This window comes from Anaerobiospirillum sp. NML120511, from assembly GCF_023050955.1.
In the GTDB taxonomy this organism is placed as follows: domain Bacteria; phylum Pseudomonadota; class Gammaproteobacteria; order Enterobacterales; family Succinivibrionaceae; genus Anaerobiospirillum.
The window spans coordinates 53,220-70,209 of sequence record NZ_JALKIK010000005.1 but is presented as its reverse complement, the minus strand read 5'-3'; the positions used below and the strand labels follow the sequence as shown (position 1 = coordinate 70,209).

Annotated in this window: 9 protein-coding genes, 2 tRNA genes and 1 pseudogene; 5 read left to right on the top strand and 7 right to left on the bottom strand. The window is 54.5% G+C overall.

Going from position 1 to position 16,990, the window contains the following annotated elements; translation table 11 throughout:
* Positions 1-281: 281 nt before the first annotated feature.
* The 3 genes from raiA to MXE39_RS02490 all read left to right on the top strand — a co-directional run bounded on the left by raiA (position 282) and on the right by MXE39_RS02490 (position 4,042).
* Positions 282-563, top strand: a complete 282-nt coding sequence (gene raiA, locus MXE39_RS02500; RefSeq protein WP_246977000.1) for a ribosome-associated translation inhibitor RaiA — start codon at positions 282-284, stop codon at positions 561-563.
* Positions 564-1,306: 743 nt separating this feature from the next.
* Positions 1,307-2,479, top strand: coding sequence for an MFS transporter (locus MXE39_RS02495; RefSeq protein WP_246977002.1), 1,173 nt, complete (start codon positions 1,307-1,309; stop codon positions 2,477-2,479).
* A gap of 345 nt (positions 2,480-2,824) precedes the next feature.
* Positions 2,825-4,042, top strand: coding sequence for an MFS transporter (locus MXE39_RS02490; protein WP_246977004.1), 1,218 nt, complete (start codon positions 2,825-2,827; stop codon positions 4,040-4,042).
* A 354-nt stretch (positions 4,043-4,396) separates the two neighbouring features.
* On the opposite strand, the gene MXE39_RS02485 is transcribed toward MXE39_RS02490, so the two are convergent.
* The 4 genes from MXE39_RS02485 to MXE39_RS02470 all read right to left on the bottom strand — a co-directional run bounded on the left by MXE39_RS02485 (position 4,397) and on the right by MXE39_RS02470 (position 6,710).
* A tRNA-Asn gene (locus MXE39_RS02485) sits at positions 4,397-4,472 on the bottom strand.
* Between the two features lie 29 nt (positions 4,473-4,501).
* Positions 4,502-4,577 (bottom strand) — tRNA-Asn (locus MXE39_RS02480).
* Positions 4,578-4,901: 324 nt separating this feature from the next.
* Complete coding sequence (gene rapZ / locus MXE39_RS02475) at positions 4,902-5,849, bottom strand: RNase adapter RapZ (RefSeq protein WP_246977006.1); 948 nt, start codon at positions 5,847-5,849, stop codon at positions 4,902-4,904.
* A 291-nt stretch (positions 5,850-6,140) separates the two neighbouring features.
* Entirely contained in the window at positions 6,141-6,710 is a 570-nt protein-coding gene (locus MXE39_RS02470; protein ID WP_246977008.1) for a PTS sugar transporter subunit IIA, read from the bottom strand.
* A gap of 689 nt (positions 6,711-7,399) precedes the next feature.
* Between MXE39_RS02470 and MXE39_RS02465 the strand changes: the two genes are divergently transcribed.
* Entirely contained in the window at positions 7,400-8,425 is a 1,026-nt protein-coding gene (locus MXE39_RS02465) for a hypothetical protein (RefSeq protein WP_246977010.1), read from the top strand.
* 12 nt (positions 8,426-8,437) lie between these two features.
* On the top strand, positions 8,438-9,685 hold the full coding sequence (locus MXE39_RS02460) for a hypothetical protein (RefSeq protein WP_246977012.1): 1,248 nt from the start codon (positions 8,438-8,440) through the stop codon (positions 9,683-9,685).
* 535 nt (positions 9,686-10,220) lie between these two features.
* Here the strand turns inward: MXE39_RS02460 and rpoH are convergent.
* The 3 genes and pseudogenes from rpoH to cydD all read right to left on the bottom strand — a co-directional run.
* A pseudogene (rpoH, locus tag MXE39_RS02455) lies at positions 10,221-11,075 on the bottom strand (RNA polymerase sigma factor RpoH); the annotation flags it as partial.
* A 1,842-nt stretch (positions 11,076-12,917) separates the two neighbouring features.
* The gene (locus MXE39_RS02450) at positions 12,918-14,843 is read right to left on the bottom strand and encodes an ATP-binding cassette domain-containing protein (RefSeq protein ID WP_246977014.1); all 1,926 of its coding nucleotides are present in this window, start codon (positions 14,841-14,843) and stop codon (positions 12,918-12,920) included.
* Complete coding sequence (cydD, locus tag MXE39_RS02445) at positions 14,843-16,759, bottom strand: thiol reductant ABC exporter subunit CydD (protein WP_281503360.1); 1,917 nt, start codon at positions 16,757-16,759, stop codon at positions 14,843-14,845. Before cydD ends, MXE39_RS02450 begins: the two co-directional genes overlap by 1 nt.
* Positions 16,760-16,990 lie beyond the last annotated feature (231 nt).

Genomic DNA, 16,990 nt, shown 5'->3' with positions numbered 1-16,990 from the left:
CCCCCAGGGCACGACGAGCCCATTAGCCTGCGGTATCACCGTCGCTGACTATGATTTTTCAAACAGTTTTGCGACTACGGGAGAATACCAGGCAACCAACTGCCTTAAAGCTTCGCTTTGAGTGATAGTTTCCAGCAGTAGGAACCACTGTTACGGATAGTCCTTTTTCATACTGCACCCAACCATATCTTTTCTGGACTATTTAATGCTCAGGCATGATAACAGCGGTGGACGTCAGCCTCACTTTCGGTATCCAACAAGTTTGGATTAAGGATCAAAATATGCAGATTAACATCCAAGGTGTAGGACTCAAGGTCACAGACGCTCTTCATGAATATGTCACCGACAAATTCAACAAGCTCGAGCGCAAGGGCGATGTTATCACTTCCATCTCTGTTACCTTAACTGTAGAGAAGCTCTTACAGATTGCAAAAGCCGATCTCAGTGTAGCTGGTGGCACACTTCACGCCGAAGCAGAAGATGAGAGCATGTATGCAGCCATCGATGCCTTAATTGACAAGGTTGATCGTCAGCTTGTCAAGTATAAGGAAAAGCACGAATAAACACAGTTCCGGCTCAGAGTAATGGCTGAAGCGGCACCGTCCCGGACATTAGGAAAACGGGGCATACCGCCACCACCTGAAGCGGACAGACAGTAACCCCCTGCTGAGCACCCCGGGTACCGCGTACCAAAGACCCTCTCAGGGAAAGCAACCACTGTTATTCACCAGGGCCCCGTAAGGCCCAGCTTTCAGGACGGTCTCAGATACTCCCGTTACCGATGTCTGCGGTGATGAGACTGACCACAGTTTCCCAGCCGGGAAATCCGGGAACTATCCCGGACCAGCAAAAAGTCATCATTATACACAGCAGGAGGCCCCGCCTCCTGATATTCGAGGAAAGAACCCGCCGCAGGCGGGTTTTTTCGTTTCTGCCCACCATCTAAAACTCAGGTCCCTCCCGCGCCGACAGCCCCGCCCGCGCCTGTGCCTGAGCCAGAGCTCCTCCGCCAGCATGCACTGCCCCTTGCGAGCGGCGAGCGGCGACTGCCATAATACTCATAGCCTGCCTGGCTCGCACAGCCCCGTCACATCAGCTGCCCCATTTTTACGCCTGCACAGTCCGTTACCTGATGCGTAAGGGGGCATCCATGCCCACGAATAAAGCGTCATTGAAAGGTATGATAAGCGCTATGGATTATTGTCCATTTTGCTGTTAGTCTAGGCATCCTGAAAACAGGTACCTGCCGTATTTTCTGCGGATTTTCAAACTATGCTTCATAAGGGCAGCCGCCCGAGAGGTCATCATGAGTCAGACAGCTCGTCTTTTGCTGATTATTGGACTGTTCTGGTTTACCCAATACGTATATGTGCCTTATACCACCCCTTTCCTGCTGGCACAGAAGATAAGCGCTGATTTTGTAGGTCTGGTGGTAGGCTTTTATGGTGCCGTTCCTTTCTTTACCCGCATCTTTGTAGGCATATTCTCTGACAGAATAGGCGTCTACAAGCCCATGATTATTACCGGCTGCGCCTCAGCAGCTCTGGCGTCTATGATCCGTCTGTACATGCCTACAGGCGAGGGCTTCCTCATTGCCAATATCATTTCCGGTTTCTCATCTTCCATGTGGATGTGCTTTATCCTCTTCCATACCAAGATGCTGACCTCGGAAAATCTCCAGCGCGGCATGGGCTATGTGCTGGCTGCCTGTAACAGCGGTATTTTGCTGGGCTTTCTGGCCTCAGCTGCCCTTTATCAGGACTATGGCATGTTCCTCATGTGCCTGCTCTCCGTATGCGGCGGCACTGCAGCTACTGTCCTTGCCCTTACCCTGAAAGAGCATCATGACACTTCCATCAGCGTACCAAGGATAAGCGATCTGCTTCATGTAGCATGGAACAGAAGACTGTGGTTCTTTTCCGTCATAGGCATGATCCAGCAGGGCATTCTGATGGGCACGGCCATGTCCTTTTCCAATGAGGTGGCTCACTCTCTGGGAGCCTCAGCCTGGCAGATAGGCATTATGACCATGACCATGACGGCAAGCTACACAGCCTCATGCTTTATGTCCTCAACCCACTTTGCCATCAGAATCGGACCTGGCATACTCATGACCGCCTCCCAGCTTTGTATGGCGCTGTACTGCGTGCTGATGGTATCGCTTGATAATGTCTATGCCCTCATTCCTGTCCAGCTGCTGCTGGGCACTACAGGCGGCTTTGTGTTCTCCTGGTGTTCATCTGAGGCCTTAAGCCAGATTGAAAGCTACCGACGCTCCACAGCCCTTGGTATCTTCCAGTCCATGTTTGCCATTGGCATGACAGGCGTTCCTATTGTGGCCGGCTACCTCTTTGCCAAAACATCCTCACTTGATACGGCCTTCTTCTTCCAGTCTGTCCTGGCCGTAGGCGGTGCCATTGCCACAGCTGTCTACTACATGCGCCGCCGCCACCTGCGCCGCAAAGGGGCCGCCGTCTGACAGACGCCGGTGCCAGCTCACCACAGGCATCAGCCACGTCTGCGCCTGCGCACCCTGTCGTCAGCCGCACCAGCTCACTGCAGCGTCAGCCGCACTTGAGCCCCTGTCATCAGCTGCGCCTGCGCCAGGGCGTGCTGCTGTCTGGCCTGTTACTGTCAGTAACAGGCCGGAGCACCGTCACGTTTACATCCTCCCTTATGGCATGCGGCCCTGAGCCCGGCCTGGCCATTGTGGCTATTGCCGGCAAGGGATCCTGGTGCTCCCATGCCTTCCATGCCGCCCTCTGATGCTCACTGTCATCCTCTGAGCCTGCTGCGGATACTGTCCTCTGATCTGGGAGTTCCAATGAGTCAGAACACCAAATTGCTGATAATCATCGCCCTGTTCTGGTTTGCCCAGTACATTTATGTGCCTAATACCGCACCATATCTGCTGGCCCAGAAAGTAACTGCCGATTTCGTAGGCATTATTGTGGGTATCTACGGCGGCGTGCAGATGAGTCTGCGCTTTCCTATGGGCATGCTGGCTGACTGGCTGGGCCGTCACAAGCTTATTATTGTGGCCGGCTGCGCCTTCTCTGGCAGCGCCTCTCTGGTTCGTATTATGGAAAGCACCGGCAATGGCTTTCTTATTGCCAATGTACTCTCGGGCGTGGCTTCATCGCTATGGGTCAGCTTTATGCTTCTGAGCACCAAGTACGTCAGCCCTGAGCGCATGCAGACTCAGATAGGATATCTCTTTGCAGCCAATAACTTTGGCATCATGCTGGCCTTTATTACCTCAGCTGTGGCTTTTGAAAGCATGGGCATGGATTTCCTGTGCTGGTGCTCGGCCATTTCCGGCGGTCTTGGTGTGCTGCTCTCCCTTACCCTCAAGGAAGATGATCCTGCCTGTGCTCACCTTAAGAAGCCTGATGAACAGAAGGTACGCCCACCGGTAAAAGACCTGCTGATGGTGGCAGCACGCAAGCGCATCTGGTTCTTTGCCTTTCTGGCCTCCATTCAGCAGGGCGTAACCATGACCACCATCATGTCCTTTTCCAATGAGGCAGCCCTGCGTATTGGCGGTACCTCCTATGAAATGGGCGTTATGACCATTGTCTTTATTCTTATGAATGTGGTCTCAAGCTACTACTCCGGCAAACCTCCCTTTACCCGTATCTCTCAGGGCTTCATGGTAAGTTCAGCTCTGGCTCTGCTGGGACTTTACTGCTTCCTGTCCGTGATAGTGACCCACATTTACCTGCTCATCATCATTCAGGTCTTTTTGGGCTGGAGCTTTGGCTTTGTGTTCTCCATAGCCACCAGCGAGGCCATTGTCGGTGTAGAGCAGTATCGCCGATCCTCGGCCATAGGCCTGTTCCAGGCTCTGTTTGCAGCGGGCATGACCGCTATCCCTGTCATTGCCGGACGCATTATCGAACTTGATGGCGGAGACCTCAAAAACGCTTTCTTCTTCCAGGGCTGGCTGTGTCTGGTCGGCTTTATCGCCACCGTTATTTTCTACTGGTACCAGCGCCGCAGCCACATCAAAGAGGCCCAAAGCTCAGACACAGCATCCTGATGCCAGGCCAGCTCTCAGCTGCCCGGGCCAGCTGGCCGGGACAGCTGGCCTTGCCAGACCTGGCGGCCGCCATACGCAGCGGTCCGCACAGGCAGCTGCCGCGACGCGCAGCGGCCGGCCATAAGGCCGGATGCAGCGCTTGAGCGCGGGGATCCTGGGCTTAGTGTAAAGACAATGGGCACAATAAGGTATATCCCGGACTTGCGGGCAGAAAGACTTTGATGGGGAAAGGGAGTGCAAAGCAGGTGGCTTATGGGGAGGATGGGGATGGCCTCATGATGGGGCCTGTTTTATTTTTGCAGGGCGCAAAAACAAAAAAATCAGCTCGAGGCTGATTATCAGATGGGGTTATTTTGGCTCCTCCTACTGGACTTGAACCAGCGACATACGGATTAACAGTCCGCCGTTCTACCGACTGAACTAAGGAGGAACTCCAAAATAAAAAGTGCTTTGTTTGTTTGGCTCCTCCTACTGGACTTGAACCAGCGACATACGGATTAACAGTCCGCCGTTCTACCGACTGAACTAAGGAGGAACTTCATCAAACAAATTGCCTGCAAACACCTTAGTGCCTGAAAGCGATGCACATTTTACAGTCGACTCCCCATGCTGTCAACACTAAAATCCAATTTTTTTTAATTTTTGGTTAAATCCATGCTCAAAGCCCGTAACTGCGCGCTTTTTGACCATATGCATTGCGCTCATCCGGTGGCTGAGATCCTGAAAGCGCTGGCAAAGGAAGCTGCGCTGCAGGGGCCGGCCATGCTACTCAGGGCAACAGCCCCCATGCAGTGGAGCCGGGGCTGCCCATGCTACTCAGGGCAACAGCCCCCATGCAGTGGAGCCGGGGCTGCCCATGCTACTCAGGGCAACAGCCCCCATGCAGTGGGGCCTGACCGTCAAGGGAACAGCTGGCGTCATCATCAACTGTGTAGCTGCTGGTGATGTTCAGGGAGCGGTGGCGCACCTGTACGCTGATGCCACGACTGTGGAAACGCTCAGCCAGCAGCTGGGCGATAAATACTGAGCGGTGGCAGCCACCGGTGCATCCTATGGAGACGGTAAGGTAGCTGCGGTTGCTCGACTCGATATCACGAAGCCAGGAGGCAATAAGATTCTCTATCTGATCGGCATAGGCAGCCACTGAATCATAGCGGGCAAAGAAGTCTTTGACCGGCTGATCAAGGCCGGTGTAATTGCGCAGCTCCTTTTCCCAGTAAGGGTTAGGCAGGAAGCGGGCATCAAAAACGAAGTCAGCATCACGGGCAATGCCGTTTTTAAAGCCAAAGGATTCAAAGACCATGACCAGACGGCGCTGAGGGGAGCCGGAAATGGCTGTTACCACCTCACGGGTTAAATCATGGACGGAAAGAGTTGAGGTATCGATGCGCAGATCAGCGTAGCCGCTTAAAGATGACAGACGGGTACGCTCGAGCACAATGGCTTCACTGAGGGAAAGTGAGTTTTTGGACAGAGGGTGCAGACGGCGGGTCTCAGAGTAGCGCTTGACCAGAACCTCATCGTCGGCATCGCAGTAAATTACTGTGGACTTGATGCCATGGTCTATCTTGATGGCGCCAATAATGTCATCCAGATAGCCGTCGTCCTCAGGGATATTGCGGATATCAATGGACACAGCAAGACGCGGGTAGCGATCAGGGGCTATGGCAGTAAGCTCCTTTAAAAAGACCACAGGAAGATTATCGATGCAGTAATAACCAAGGTCTTCAAGAGCCCTTAATGCCACAGTCTTTCCTGAGCCCGAACGGCCGGAAATAATAACCAGTCTGACCTTTGTCCCCTTCATAATCAGTACCTCATGTTTCTAACTGATATCTATTGTATGCGCGCCTGGTTAATTAGAGGTTATATGCCCCACACTGTAAGTTAAAAAAGCGATCTGCCCCAAAATTGCCAGCCCTGCCTGCCCCACTGCAGCTCACCCAGGCAGTACCGGCCGGCAGGAAACAGCTGCACCGGCTTCCCGATGGGCCATACCGGCCAGTATTTCCGCTGCGACCGCAGCCAGGGCAGCTGGAGCAGCTGCTGCAGCCACAGCTGTTGATGTTACTGTGGCGGCGACTGTGCCAGCCTGGCGTCAGTTGTTAATGGCATCAGAAATAAACTGCATGATCACATTGGTGGCACTTGATGGAGCGGAGGACTGCTTTTCGGCCACACTGTCCTTGAGCTCCTGATAGAGCAGGGAATCGAGCTTCTGCATCATCAGCATCAGTTTGGCATTGTCCTGCCAGACACGGCGTATGGAGTTGGCAAGCTCGGTATTGTTCAGCTCCTTGCTGACAAGGCGCAGCATCTGCTCCACTGTTTCATAGTCATCTTTGGGAGAGATGAAAAAGGCCAGAGCCATGTCCACACCCATATAGTCTGTATCCACAGGGTTATAGGACACCTCGTCGTGCAAAATGGTCAGTACCATCAAAGAGCTTTCGAGATCTTCGACCACAGCATGAGGAATGCTGATACCACGGGCACAGACAGTTGATCCCATGGCCTCACGCTCATTGAGAGCCTTGAGCAGCACATTGGGACTGATATCAGTAATGGTTGATACCATGGAGCAAATCTCCTCAAACAGCCTTTTACGGGAAAAGCAGGTCAGAGGAGAGAGCAGCCAGGTAGTCGGAAGGATCTTGAATTGAGCCATAAATACGCCCGGTTAATACGCAGATAAAAAGCCTGGCACCGCAGAGCCTCAGGCATGACAGGCAAGTGCGGCACAGCTGCGGTCATTATACTATGCACCCCGGCTCCACGGCGCCTTGCGCCAGACTCCAAAACTGCAAGGCTCCACGGCGCCTTGCGCCCGGCTCCACTCTGGCAGGAGCCAGGCGTCAGGACGTGACGGCGTCTGCGGCCTCAGGGGCATTGAGGATGGGGAAGCCTGCTCATAGTGCCGGGGTACGGGATTTTGTGAAGCAGTCTGCATCCTGCAGTGCGCAAATGGCGTTCTTATGGGCCATGTACATTGCTATCTGATACAATCAGGTCACATGCCATATCAAAAACTTCAAGTCAGACTGCCCGGACTGAGCTGCATGGAAGACATTCAGGCAGCCATGCCGTCCCCGGCCGCATAAGCAACGCTGCCCTTACCTCCTGTACTGCAGGTCCCTTAAGACTGGGCACCTGTGGCTGTACAGTTAAATGCTGTTCAGTGCAGTGCAGATCAGTGCAGCTACAGCAGCGGCCGATATCAGCACATGCTACCGGTCTGACCAGGCACCCCAGGCCTGAGCCTGCTTTGTGATGCCACCCTCAGTAAAGTCACAGCCTCTGCAGCTGTGGCCAGTGAAAGTCACAGCCTCTGCAGCTGTGGCCAGTGAAAGACACAGTATGACCAGCTCCCTAAATAAACCAGCTATTTATCAGGTACTGCAGCCTTACTACAAGAGCATGGAAAGCCATGCCATTGACAGTATGTCTGCGGTCAATGACCTCATTGCCAGGTATGCCCAGGACAGCGAAGTACTCAATGTACTCAGGGCCCGCTCCTCAAGCCTGTCCGATCTCAACTCCCTTCTGGAAAAAGACAATGCCGACGTTGTAAACAGCTTCGTGGCCCTTGAGCTTTTCCACCTTGCTCTGGCCCGTCCGCTGGCCATGGCACTGCTGCGCGACTGCAAGGACAGTGCAGCACTGCTCGGTGAGCTGCCTGAGCTTGAGCGCATCAGCCTCAAGAGCTTTGATCCTGATACTCTGGCTCTGGGCTTTTCCATGCTTCTGTCCCAGAGTTATGGCCGCACTGTTTCTTTACCTTCAGGAACTACCGAAAATGTTCTTGATATGGACTGTGACGCCATCACTGAGCTGATGATGAGCCGCAGCACTTTCAAAAAGTACACTGCCATGGTTTCCAGTCCGGCCATGTTAAAGAGCACCTTAACAAGCGAATTTATTGCCTCCCACGCCCAGAAAGTAACTGTGCGCAAGGGTGTTATCGCTCCATCACGCTCTCTTATTTACTTTGATGCCCAGGGCCAGGCATGGGCCAACCGCATACCTCAGGGAGCTGCAAGCAATGATTTCTATCTTGCAGAAACCCTGGCTGAGCACCTTGCCACAGGCAAGAGCCAGATGGTCAAGTTAACCCTCAATGATATGGTGGCCGCTCAGCTCAACCTGTCTCAGACTCATAAGGTTCTGCGCCGTCAGTATCACACTGTGGCCCTTACCATTCCAAAGTCCCTGGACAAGTATCAGGGTCCACAGAATTTCAGCACCGACAGTGTTTTTGATGTCTGTGACTCACTGTTACAGGTACTGACCTCATTTAAAGAACGCAACCGCAATTTCAAACACATCAGAGTTCAGTTTGAATCAGCCCTGCCGGCAGCCCTTGTGCTCATTATTCACTCATAACGGGATCTCAAAATGTCTGTTAATTTCCTTTCCCACCAGAACCTTACCTTAAGCAGGCTGCTCGCCGGTGAGTACGATCAGGCAACTCTTGCTGACATTGTCCGCAACAGCCCTTATTTTGATGAGCAGTGGTACAGCCGCGAATATCCTGAGATTCAGTACAACGATGATGGCTGCCCTGATGCTGCCTTCCACTACACTCACTACGGTTTCAAGGAATCCCGCCTGCCAGGTCTGATGTTTGATGGCAACCGCTACAGTGAATACCACCAGCTCAAGGATGTAAATCCGCTGCTGCACTATCTGGCCAGTGGCACTCCTGGCGACTACCGCTGCCATGAGCGCGAGCAGAGCATTCTGGTACGTCTCAATGACGGCCTTGAGATCACCTCAGGCGAGCGTGCCCTGATCCTCGAGCAGAGCTATCGCAATACCACTGGTCGCTGCCTCAACCTGTGCCACATGCCAGGCAGCCTGAGCGAGAAAATCCTTGCTCTGCGCACCTGGGGCATGGATAAGTGGGAAAGCTGTTCAGACCTGCTCAACAAGAGCACTCTGCACGCCACTCTGCGTGAAAAGTATGGCTTTACCGAGGCTCAGGCCCCAGTTCCTGCAGCTGTAGTTGCACGCGCCTCTGACATTGATGATCAGATGTGGATGGGCCTGCCTGAGTCCTTCTACATGACCTGCAATGGCGCCTACGGCACCAACGTCAATGTCATGGACAAGAAGGTGGTAAACCGTGTTGATCTGATCCGTATCATGGCTGATCTGCAGGTTCGTGCCACATCACGTCAGGTAATGGACAAGCTCTCATCAAGCCGCGTCATGGAGCCATCCATCATCATCTACAGCCACGAGGGCAACCTCAATGCTCCTGTACATCAGGATGTAAACACCATTGGCGTACTGTGCCTCAATGGCAGGACCACTCTGCTCATTCACTACGGTTCAGGCCGCACCATCAATCTGCTCGATCCTGACTACAAACTGCTGTCCTCGGTCATGACAGCTGACAATGGCAGCCAGCACAAGGTAGCCCAGGACCTGACCCGTCCTGAGTGCCTAGATGAGATCAAGAGCAAGGCTGAGCTGATGAGCAAAAATGCTCCTTGCCTGCTCATTGAATTTGTCTGCCGTGGCAGCGAATTCTCCTGCCGTGAAGTTCTGCCTGATCTGGACAAGGGCACCTTTACCCTGAGCAACGACCAGGATCTGCGCCTTGGCGCCACCTGGGACATCAGCAGCTGGCTTAAGTAACCAGCCCCCGGGCCAACAGTCAGCACCGGCGTCAACGATGGCGCCGCTGCCTGACCTGCAGCCCGGGCACCGGACGCAGGCTGCCGCCTGGCAATATGGCCAGGCAGTGGCCTGGCCCAAAAAAAGAACCCCGATGCGCATCTGCGTATCGGGGTTCTTTTTATTCACGGCTGTCGGTGCTGCGATTATCACTGTCAGCGGCACTGCGGGAGCCGGATACGGCGCTTTCGGCCTTGCGGGTGCTTCGGACTGTGCCTGCAGCTGCTGTCGCAGCGGCTGCGGTGCTGCCCTTTTTGCGACCACGCTTTTTAGGAGTATGGCTTTCGCTTTGAGCTGCAGCGGTGGCTGCAGTACGAGTGCTGCGCAGCGGCAGAGCCTTGAGGCGCGCCGAGGCGCCCTTGCCCTCAGCACTCTTTTTGACGGCTGTGCGGGTACGCTTTGCAGCTACGGCACGTCCTTTGGACTCCTTGCCTGAGCGGTTTTCCAGAGCCAGAGTGGCCTGATCGTCATTGACGCCCTCGTTTAGCAGTATGGCCTTGACCTTGTTCATGGCATTGGACTCAAGCTGGCGCACACGTTCAATAGAAACGCCCAGCTCACGGGAGAGCTCCTGCAAAGTGGCCTTGTTCTCATCCAGCCAGCGGCGCTTGATGATATGACGGGAGCGCGAATCCAGAGATTCCATAGCCTCACGTAATTTCTTGATCTCCCAGGCAGCGTAATTGCTGTTTTCAAACTTCTGAGCGAAGTTGGAGTCTTCATCCTCAAGATAGGATGAAGGAGAAAGGGTAACGGCTACGCCTTTGTCGCTGCTGTCGCCCTCATCAAGATCAAAGCCCACATCGGTACCTGACAGACGGGCCTCCATTTCAGCCACATCACTTTCAGATACACCAAGGCCTTCAGCCAGCTCATGACGCTCACTTTCAGAAAGCCAGCCCAGACGCTTCTTGCTCTTGCGCAGATTGAAAAAGAGCTTGCGCTGAGCCTTGGTGGTAGCAACTTTGACCACACGCCAGTTACGGATTACATAGTCGAAGATCTCAGCCTTAATCCAGCTCGAGGCAAAGGCAGCAAGACCACGGCCCACATCAGGATCGTAATTCTTCACGGCCTTCATAAGGCCGATATTGCCCTCCTGAATCAGATCGGCAAGCGGCAGGCCGTAGCCGGTGAACTTGCGCGCTACGCTTACTACAAAGCGCAGATGGGAGGTCACCAGCTGACGGGCTGCATCAACATCACCAAACTCACGCAGACGGCGGGCAAGGTTACGCTCCTCCTCTTCGGTGAGCATAGGCACCATATTGGCAGCCCTGATAAAGGCACCAATATTACCGGCTGAGCGTGCTACTGCTGTTGAATGAGAGCGGCGGCGTCCTGCAGACAGGTCAGATGCAGATGAGCCATCATGGGCATCAGCGCTGTCCATGGCAGAGCCATAGCCATCATCTTCGTCCTCATCACCCTGATCGTCCTCACGCACATAGTGCATGCCCGACAGGCCGCTGTCATCGCCATCATCATCAAAGTCTGCAAAGGCTCCCAGATAATCTGAGTCCTCATCATCCTCATCATCATGAGGAGCATTACGACGACGCTCATTGATGTCACGAATCTGCTTGAGAACATCAAGACCGCTGGCAAGCGACTCAACATCCACTCCCTCAAAGAGCTCATGACCACGTCTGTCTCCATGAGCCCCGGAAGCAGCTGAAGCTGAGGACGATGCCCCTGCTGCCCCGGCTGCCCGCACCGCAGCCTCAGAGCTGCCATCTCTCCTGCCACCTGGGGCAGGCAGGGCCGGGGCCGCACCGGCACCAGCCCCGGCAGGGGCCGGCAGCGCTGCAGCTGACCTGCGACCTGCCGATCTTCCCGCACGCTCTGTATGGCCACTGGCTGTGGTGACAGTTAGAGCCCGTGAGGTTGATGCCGGCACCAGGGCTGTACCTGATGCCACAGTCTGCGCAGCAGGCACGGCGCCAGCTGCGCCAGCCGCTGCAGTACCGGAAGCTGCTGCACCTGCCCCAGGCACGCCATCACTTTCGTCGCTGACCTCGATAACCTGAGCCTGACTTGCTACGGTGCGAGGCTTTTTAAGCGCACTTGAGTAGGCTGCAGTACCAAACTGCTCGGTAAAACTTTCATTGAGCCTGTCCTTGATGCGCTCGGCCTCATTGACTTCAATGGTACGACCATAATCATCAAGGGTAATGTCAGATCCGCTGGCAAAGTGCTCGCTGTCAAAGACAGAAGGATTGATGTCAGCGCCTCTGTCCTCATCATCAACCACCTGAGCATCAATCACACGGGCGGCCTTGCCCTTGGACTTTACAGTCAGATGCGACAGCTCATCACTGCTAAGCTCCGCTGACGCCTCAGAATCCACAGCACCAGAGACAACAGCCTCAGAATCTACAGCCTCCGAGTCCACCGCCTCTGGCTCCACTGCCCCTGACTCTACAGCATGAGCGTCCAGAACCTCAGGGGCCGCAGAGTGTATGACCTGCGAGTCCACAGAGTCCAGAATCTCAGCCTCAGGAACAATAGCCTGGCGCTCATGGGCAGGCACATCGCTCACTGCAGTGGCAATGCTCCTTGAGACCTTACCTTTGGTCTGGTCTTGAGATGAGGACTGATGCAAGGAAGTTTTGGAACTGGCCATAATTGACTGTTAGCTGATGGAGGGGTGATCAGGTCACCCGTACCCGGCTGAACTGAGCCGGACAAGCAGATAAACCCGTCCTGTAAATCAGGATTACTCAGATAAATACATACATACTGCATGCACGCCGACCGCACGGCCGGCACGGCCGTGGCGGGCACCGCGCGCGGCATGCGCGCGGCAGTCCGTTGTGCTGCCGTACGCCGGGCAACAACGGAAAGCACCGGGCGGGGCCGGGCAACTCCTGACATTCAAAGCGCTTTGTAAAGCATATGAAGCCAGTGCAGGTGCCGGATCCCCGGTTATGTAATTACCGGTAAGCAACAATGAAACAATTCTCTGCGCTGACAGTCACTATCGGCTGCAGCTCAAAGCTCAGGGTAAGTAAGACAGGGGAAACAGATGCAGAAAAAGGGAGGACAGTCAGAGCTTTTCCGTGCAAATGGCAGGGCGTTGTCTGATCTGAAGCGGCTGCGGTGCCTGGCACCTGCAGTACTGATTTAATACTGCCCCTGGCATGCCCGCGCATCAAAGCGCAGACATGCCATGATAGCACACCAGTGGCGGCTACAGGGTCAGCAGATGATCGGCAAGACGGGTACCGGCCTGCTTGTGGGTAATGATGATAACACCCTTGCGCATGCTCTGAATGCGCTCGATGATGCGCAGCTCCTGCTCTTCATCAAGGCCCTCACCAGGCTCATCCAGAACCAGGAAACGGCCATTGTGAATACAGGCTGGCTGCACAGTGGTGCTGCCATCAGAGGCGGTAATGGTATGACATGCTCCCTGAGCAGCGGCAGCTGCCTGACCGGCTGGAGAGTCAGCAGGAACAGCAGCAGGACCTGATACCGGTACGGCAGTAAAGCCGGCTGCCACCAGGGCACGGGCCAGACACAGGCGGCGGGCCTGACCACCTGATATGGTAAGACCGGTGCTGCCCAGCCACTCATCAAGACCGCCCGGCAGCTCCTCAATCAGAGAGTCGAGCTCTACTGTAGTCAGTACAGCCATGACCTCATCACGGGTGACATCAGGACGGATCTGACGGAAGGTCTCAAATACAGTGCCTGAGAACAGGGAGATGTCCTGCAGAGCTACGGCAAATGAGGCGCGGATATCACGGGCTGGCATGGAGGCATAGCTGCGTCCGTTTAACATGAGCTCTCCCTTCTGAGGGTACAGAAGTGAGGTCATGAGCAGCACCATGGTGCTCTTGCCACGGCCTGATGGTGCCTTGATTACATAATTTTCATCACTGCCAAAAGAGCAGGAGAAATCATTGAGCACCTGCAGATACTGACCGTCACTGAGCTCATAGTGGAAAGACACATCCCTGAGCTCAACACGGTTGACCTGACCTGCCTGAGCTGCAGCATTAATATCAGCCTTTACCGAGCTCTGCTCGGCAAGAGAGCTGAAACGGGCAAGCAAACCACCACGGGCAGCTGCAGCTGCTGAGGAGCTTGAGTAATTGTCCTCTTCCTCCCTGATAACAGCCACCATATTAGGATTGATATCAGCATTGTCCCTGGTGATATGCAGCAGGGAACCCACACGCTCAGCTGAGTGAGTGACATAAGGCAGATTGAGGAAGGCCGCGCTCAGCGGCACCAGTACCTCATAAGTTGCCATGGCACCTACGGAGAGCATCATCATCTGAGCAGATGACATCTGACCTGCAACCACCAGCGGTACGCACTGAATGAGCAGCAGGAACAGAGTAAGCTCGGCAAAGGCCATGAGAAAGACCTGAGAGAGCTGATCGTAGAAAATGATGCGGGCACGGGCGCGGGCCAGATCCTGAGCAGTATTGAGGAAGCGTACGGCACGCTCTACATGCTTGCCCAGCAGCACAAGGTCAAAGAAGCCATGAATGAAATCACTCATGTCATCATTTAACTTTACGGCCAGCTCACTTTGCTGCACGGAGTAGTCACGGGCCATGATGGTAAGCACATAAGGCACGATGACACCGGCCAGAATCATCAGAGCCAGAGCAGTAAAGGCCATTAAAGGAGAGAAAGCCAGCAGTACGCCGCCTGCAACCAGGCCCATCAGTGCAGCTACAGTGAAAGGAACGAACTGACGGACATAGATCATCTCCAGACGCTCCAGATCAGACTGCATACGTCTTTGCAGATCCGAGCTCTTGAGCTTGAGAGCATCCTCAATTCTCAGATCGAGGGCACGCTCAAAAAGGAAGACGCGCAGATAGGCAATCAGTCTGAAAGTAGCATCATGAGTGTAATAACGCTCAGCATAGCGCAGCAGTGTGCGTGATACCGCCAGAAGACGGATCAGGGCAGACGGGATGAAGATATTGAGCACCACATCATAAAAGCCGCACACAGCCATGGCACTTAAGAACCAGGTGGCCGTACTCATCAGAGCAATGGATGAGAAAGTGGCGATGAAGGACATGAATACGCCAAACATCGCACCATAAAGCTCTTTGCGGATCAGGCCGACAAAATGCCAGTATTGAGCCATCAGCGGGCCTCCTTGCTGTCATGGTCCTGTGCACCCTCACCAGCAGCCACGGCCCCACAGGCAGCGTCGCTCACGCCGGCCTGAGCCGCGCCTGCAGCTGCGGCTGCAGTCGGCGCGGCCGTGGCGTCGGCCGAGGCAGCAGCTGGCGCGGCGGACTCAGAATCGTCATGAGGGTCGCGCGCTGACGGAGTGACCTTGATGACACGGTCAGCAAAGGCTATGAGCTCACGACGGTGAGCCACCACAATCACGGTCTTTTCACGGCCAATATGCTTAAGGGCATCAAGGAAGCGGTTTTCGCTGTCGCGGTCCAGGCTGGCTGTAGGCTCATCGAGCAACAGTACGGCACTGTCATGAAGCATGGCGCGCGCAAGGGCAATAAGACGGGTCTCACCGCCTGAAATACCACGGTTCTGATCGCCTACATGATGATCAAGGCCGTCGGCAAAGCGGCTGAGCAGTTCGCCTGCACCAACCAGAGCAAGAGCCTGTTTGAGCTGCTCGTCGTCGGCATCAGGCGCAGCCATTTTCAGGTTGTCGCGCAGGGTGCCATAAAACAGATTTGGCAGCTGAGGAATATAGGAGACACGGGCCATCAGGGTCAGCAGATCCTGGCGGCTGCAGCTGTGGCCATTGACCACAATCTCACCGGCACTGGCCTCGGTAAAGGCAGCAATGGACTGCAAAATGGTACTCTTACCGGCACCAGACGGACCCACCAGAGCTGTTACCTCTCCGGCATGAAATTCAGAGGAAAACCCGCTGACACCAATACGGCCATTAGGATAAGTAGCCTCAAAATCGTGAAATTCAATATTAATCGGTCCGCGCATCCACTCAGGCCAGGCATCAGGGCTGCTTACAGCAGCACCGTCGCCTGCAGATGTGGCGCCGTCGCCAGCGGCACTGCTGGTGCTGTCGCCAGCAGCGCTGCTGGTGCCGGTGGCTCCAGAGCTGCCAGTGGCCTCTGATACATGTCTGGCTGCTTCACGCTGCTCACGTGATGGCAGGGAATCAGGGAAAATATCGCGCTCGGAGAGCAGGTCCATAAGACCAGTCATGGCGCCCATGGCGCGCATACGGGCATGGTAGGTAAAGCCCAGCTGTCTTAATGGCAGGAAGAACTCAGGTGCCAGAAGCAGCACAAAGAGGGCACGGGTATAGTCAAAGCCGTGCTCGTAAACGGCAAAGCCCAGGGTAATGGCACAGAAGGCGATACCGCAGGTAGCAAAGAACTCAAGCACCAGAGCAGAAAGGAAGGCAATACGCAGGACCTGCATGGTCTCAACGCGCCAGCGCTTGGTCAGACGGGCGATCTTTTCGATTTCGCCACGCTCAATATTGAAGAGCTTGATAATGGAGAGCTTGTCCAGCGCTTCCTGGAAACGTACTGCAAGACGGGTGATCTGCTTCCACTGTCTCTGATTGAGACGCTCGGCACCCTTGCCAATGGCAATCATGAAAAAAGGGATGAGAGGGGCCATGCAGAATAAAATGCCGGCCGAACCTGGCGACACTACTGCTACGGCGATAAGGCAGATCATCGGTATGACCATGGCATAGCGCATGGTCACGAGGAAGGAGCTGAAGTAAGGCATGATGTCATCAATAGCATCGACAAAAAGAGTGCTCAGCGATGACTTTACAGCAAAGGACAGGGGACCGACGCGCAGGAGTTTACGAACCAGCTCCTCACGGACGGCACCTTCAACTGTATAGGAAATTCGGGAGATTACTCTGGCTATGATAAGACGCATGACAAAGCGTCCGGCCAGAGGCACCAGGGCATATGGTGCAAGATGGAGATAAGAGCTGTCCTGGCTTACGACAAAGGGAGCGAAGCTCAAACAGACAGCTGCATAAAAGGCGCACAAAAAAATTGCATCCACCAGTGTCAGTAACATCAGCAGATGCAATAGGCCTTTGGCTCGGCGGCCCCAGCTCTTAAGCTGAGCTGAGGAGGCCTTCAATTTAGTTGAAGTAGCGATTTTAGAACCAATCCCAAAGATCAAATAAATAGCACACAGCCAGAATCAGGCCGCATACACCTAATAATCCTAAAATCCAAGCAAGATAAATCATCTTTACTCCTTTAACCTTGTTCCCCCGGCGGGTTTTAACAGGGCCCGGACGCAAATCCGGGCCAT

Excerpts from the sequence above, each read along its gene's own strand:
- raiA (WP_246977000.1), top strand. The coding sequence starts at position 282 with ATGCAGATTAACATCCAAGGTGTAGGACTCAAGGTCACAGACGCTCTT.
- MXE39_RS02495 (WP_246977002.1), top strand. The coding sequence starts at position 1,307 with ATGAGTCAGACAGCTCGTCTTTTGCTGATTATTGGACTGTTCTGGTTT.
- MXE39_RS02490 (WP_246977004.1), top strand. The coding sequence starts at position 2,825 with ATGAGTCAGAACACCAAATTGCTGATAATCATCGCCCTGTTCTGGTTT.
- rapZ (WP_246977006.1), bottom strand. The coding sequence starts at position 5,849 with ATGAAGGGGACAAAGGTCAGACTGGTTATTATTTCCGGCCGTTCGGGC.
- MXE39_RS02470 (WP_246977008.1), bottom strand. The coding sequence starts at position 6,710 with ATGGCTCAATTCAAGATCCTTCCGACTACCTGGCTGCTCTCTCCTCTG.
- MXE39_RS02465 (WP_246977010.1), top strand. The coding sequence starts at position 7,400 with ATGACCAGCTCCCTAAATAAACCAGCTATTTATCAGGTACTGCAGCCT.
- MXE39_RS02460 (WP_246977012.1), top strand. The coding sequence starts at position 8,438 with ATGTCTGTTAATTTCCTTTCCCACCAGAACCTTACCTTAAGCAGGCTG.
- MXE39_RS02450 (WP_246977014.1), bottom strand. The coding sequence starts at position 14,843 with ATGGCTCAATACTGGCATTTTGTCGGCCTGATCCGCAAAGAGCTTTAT.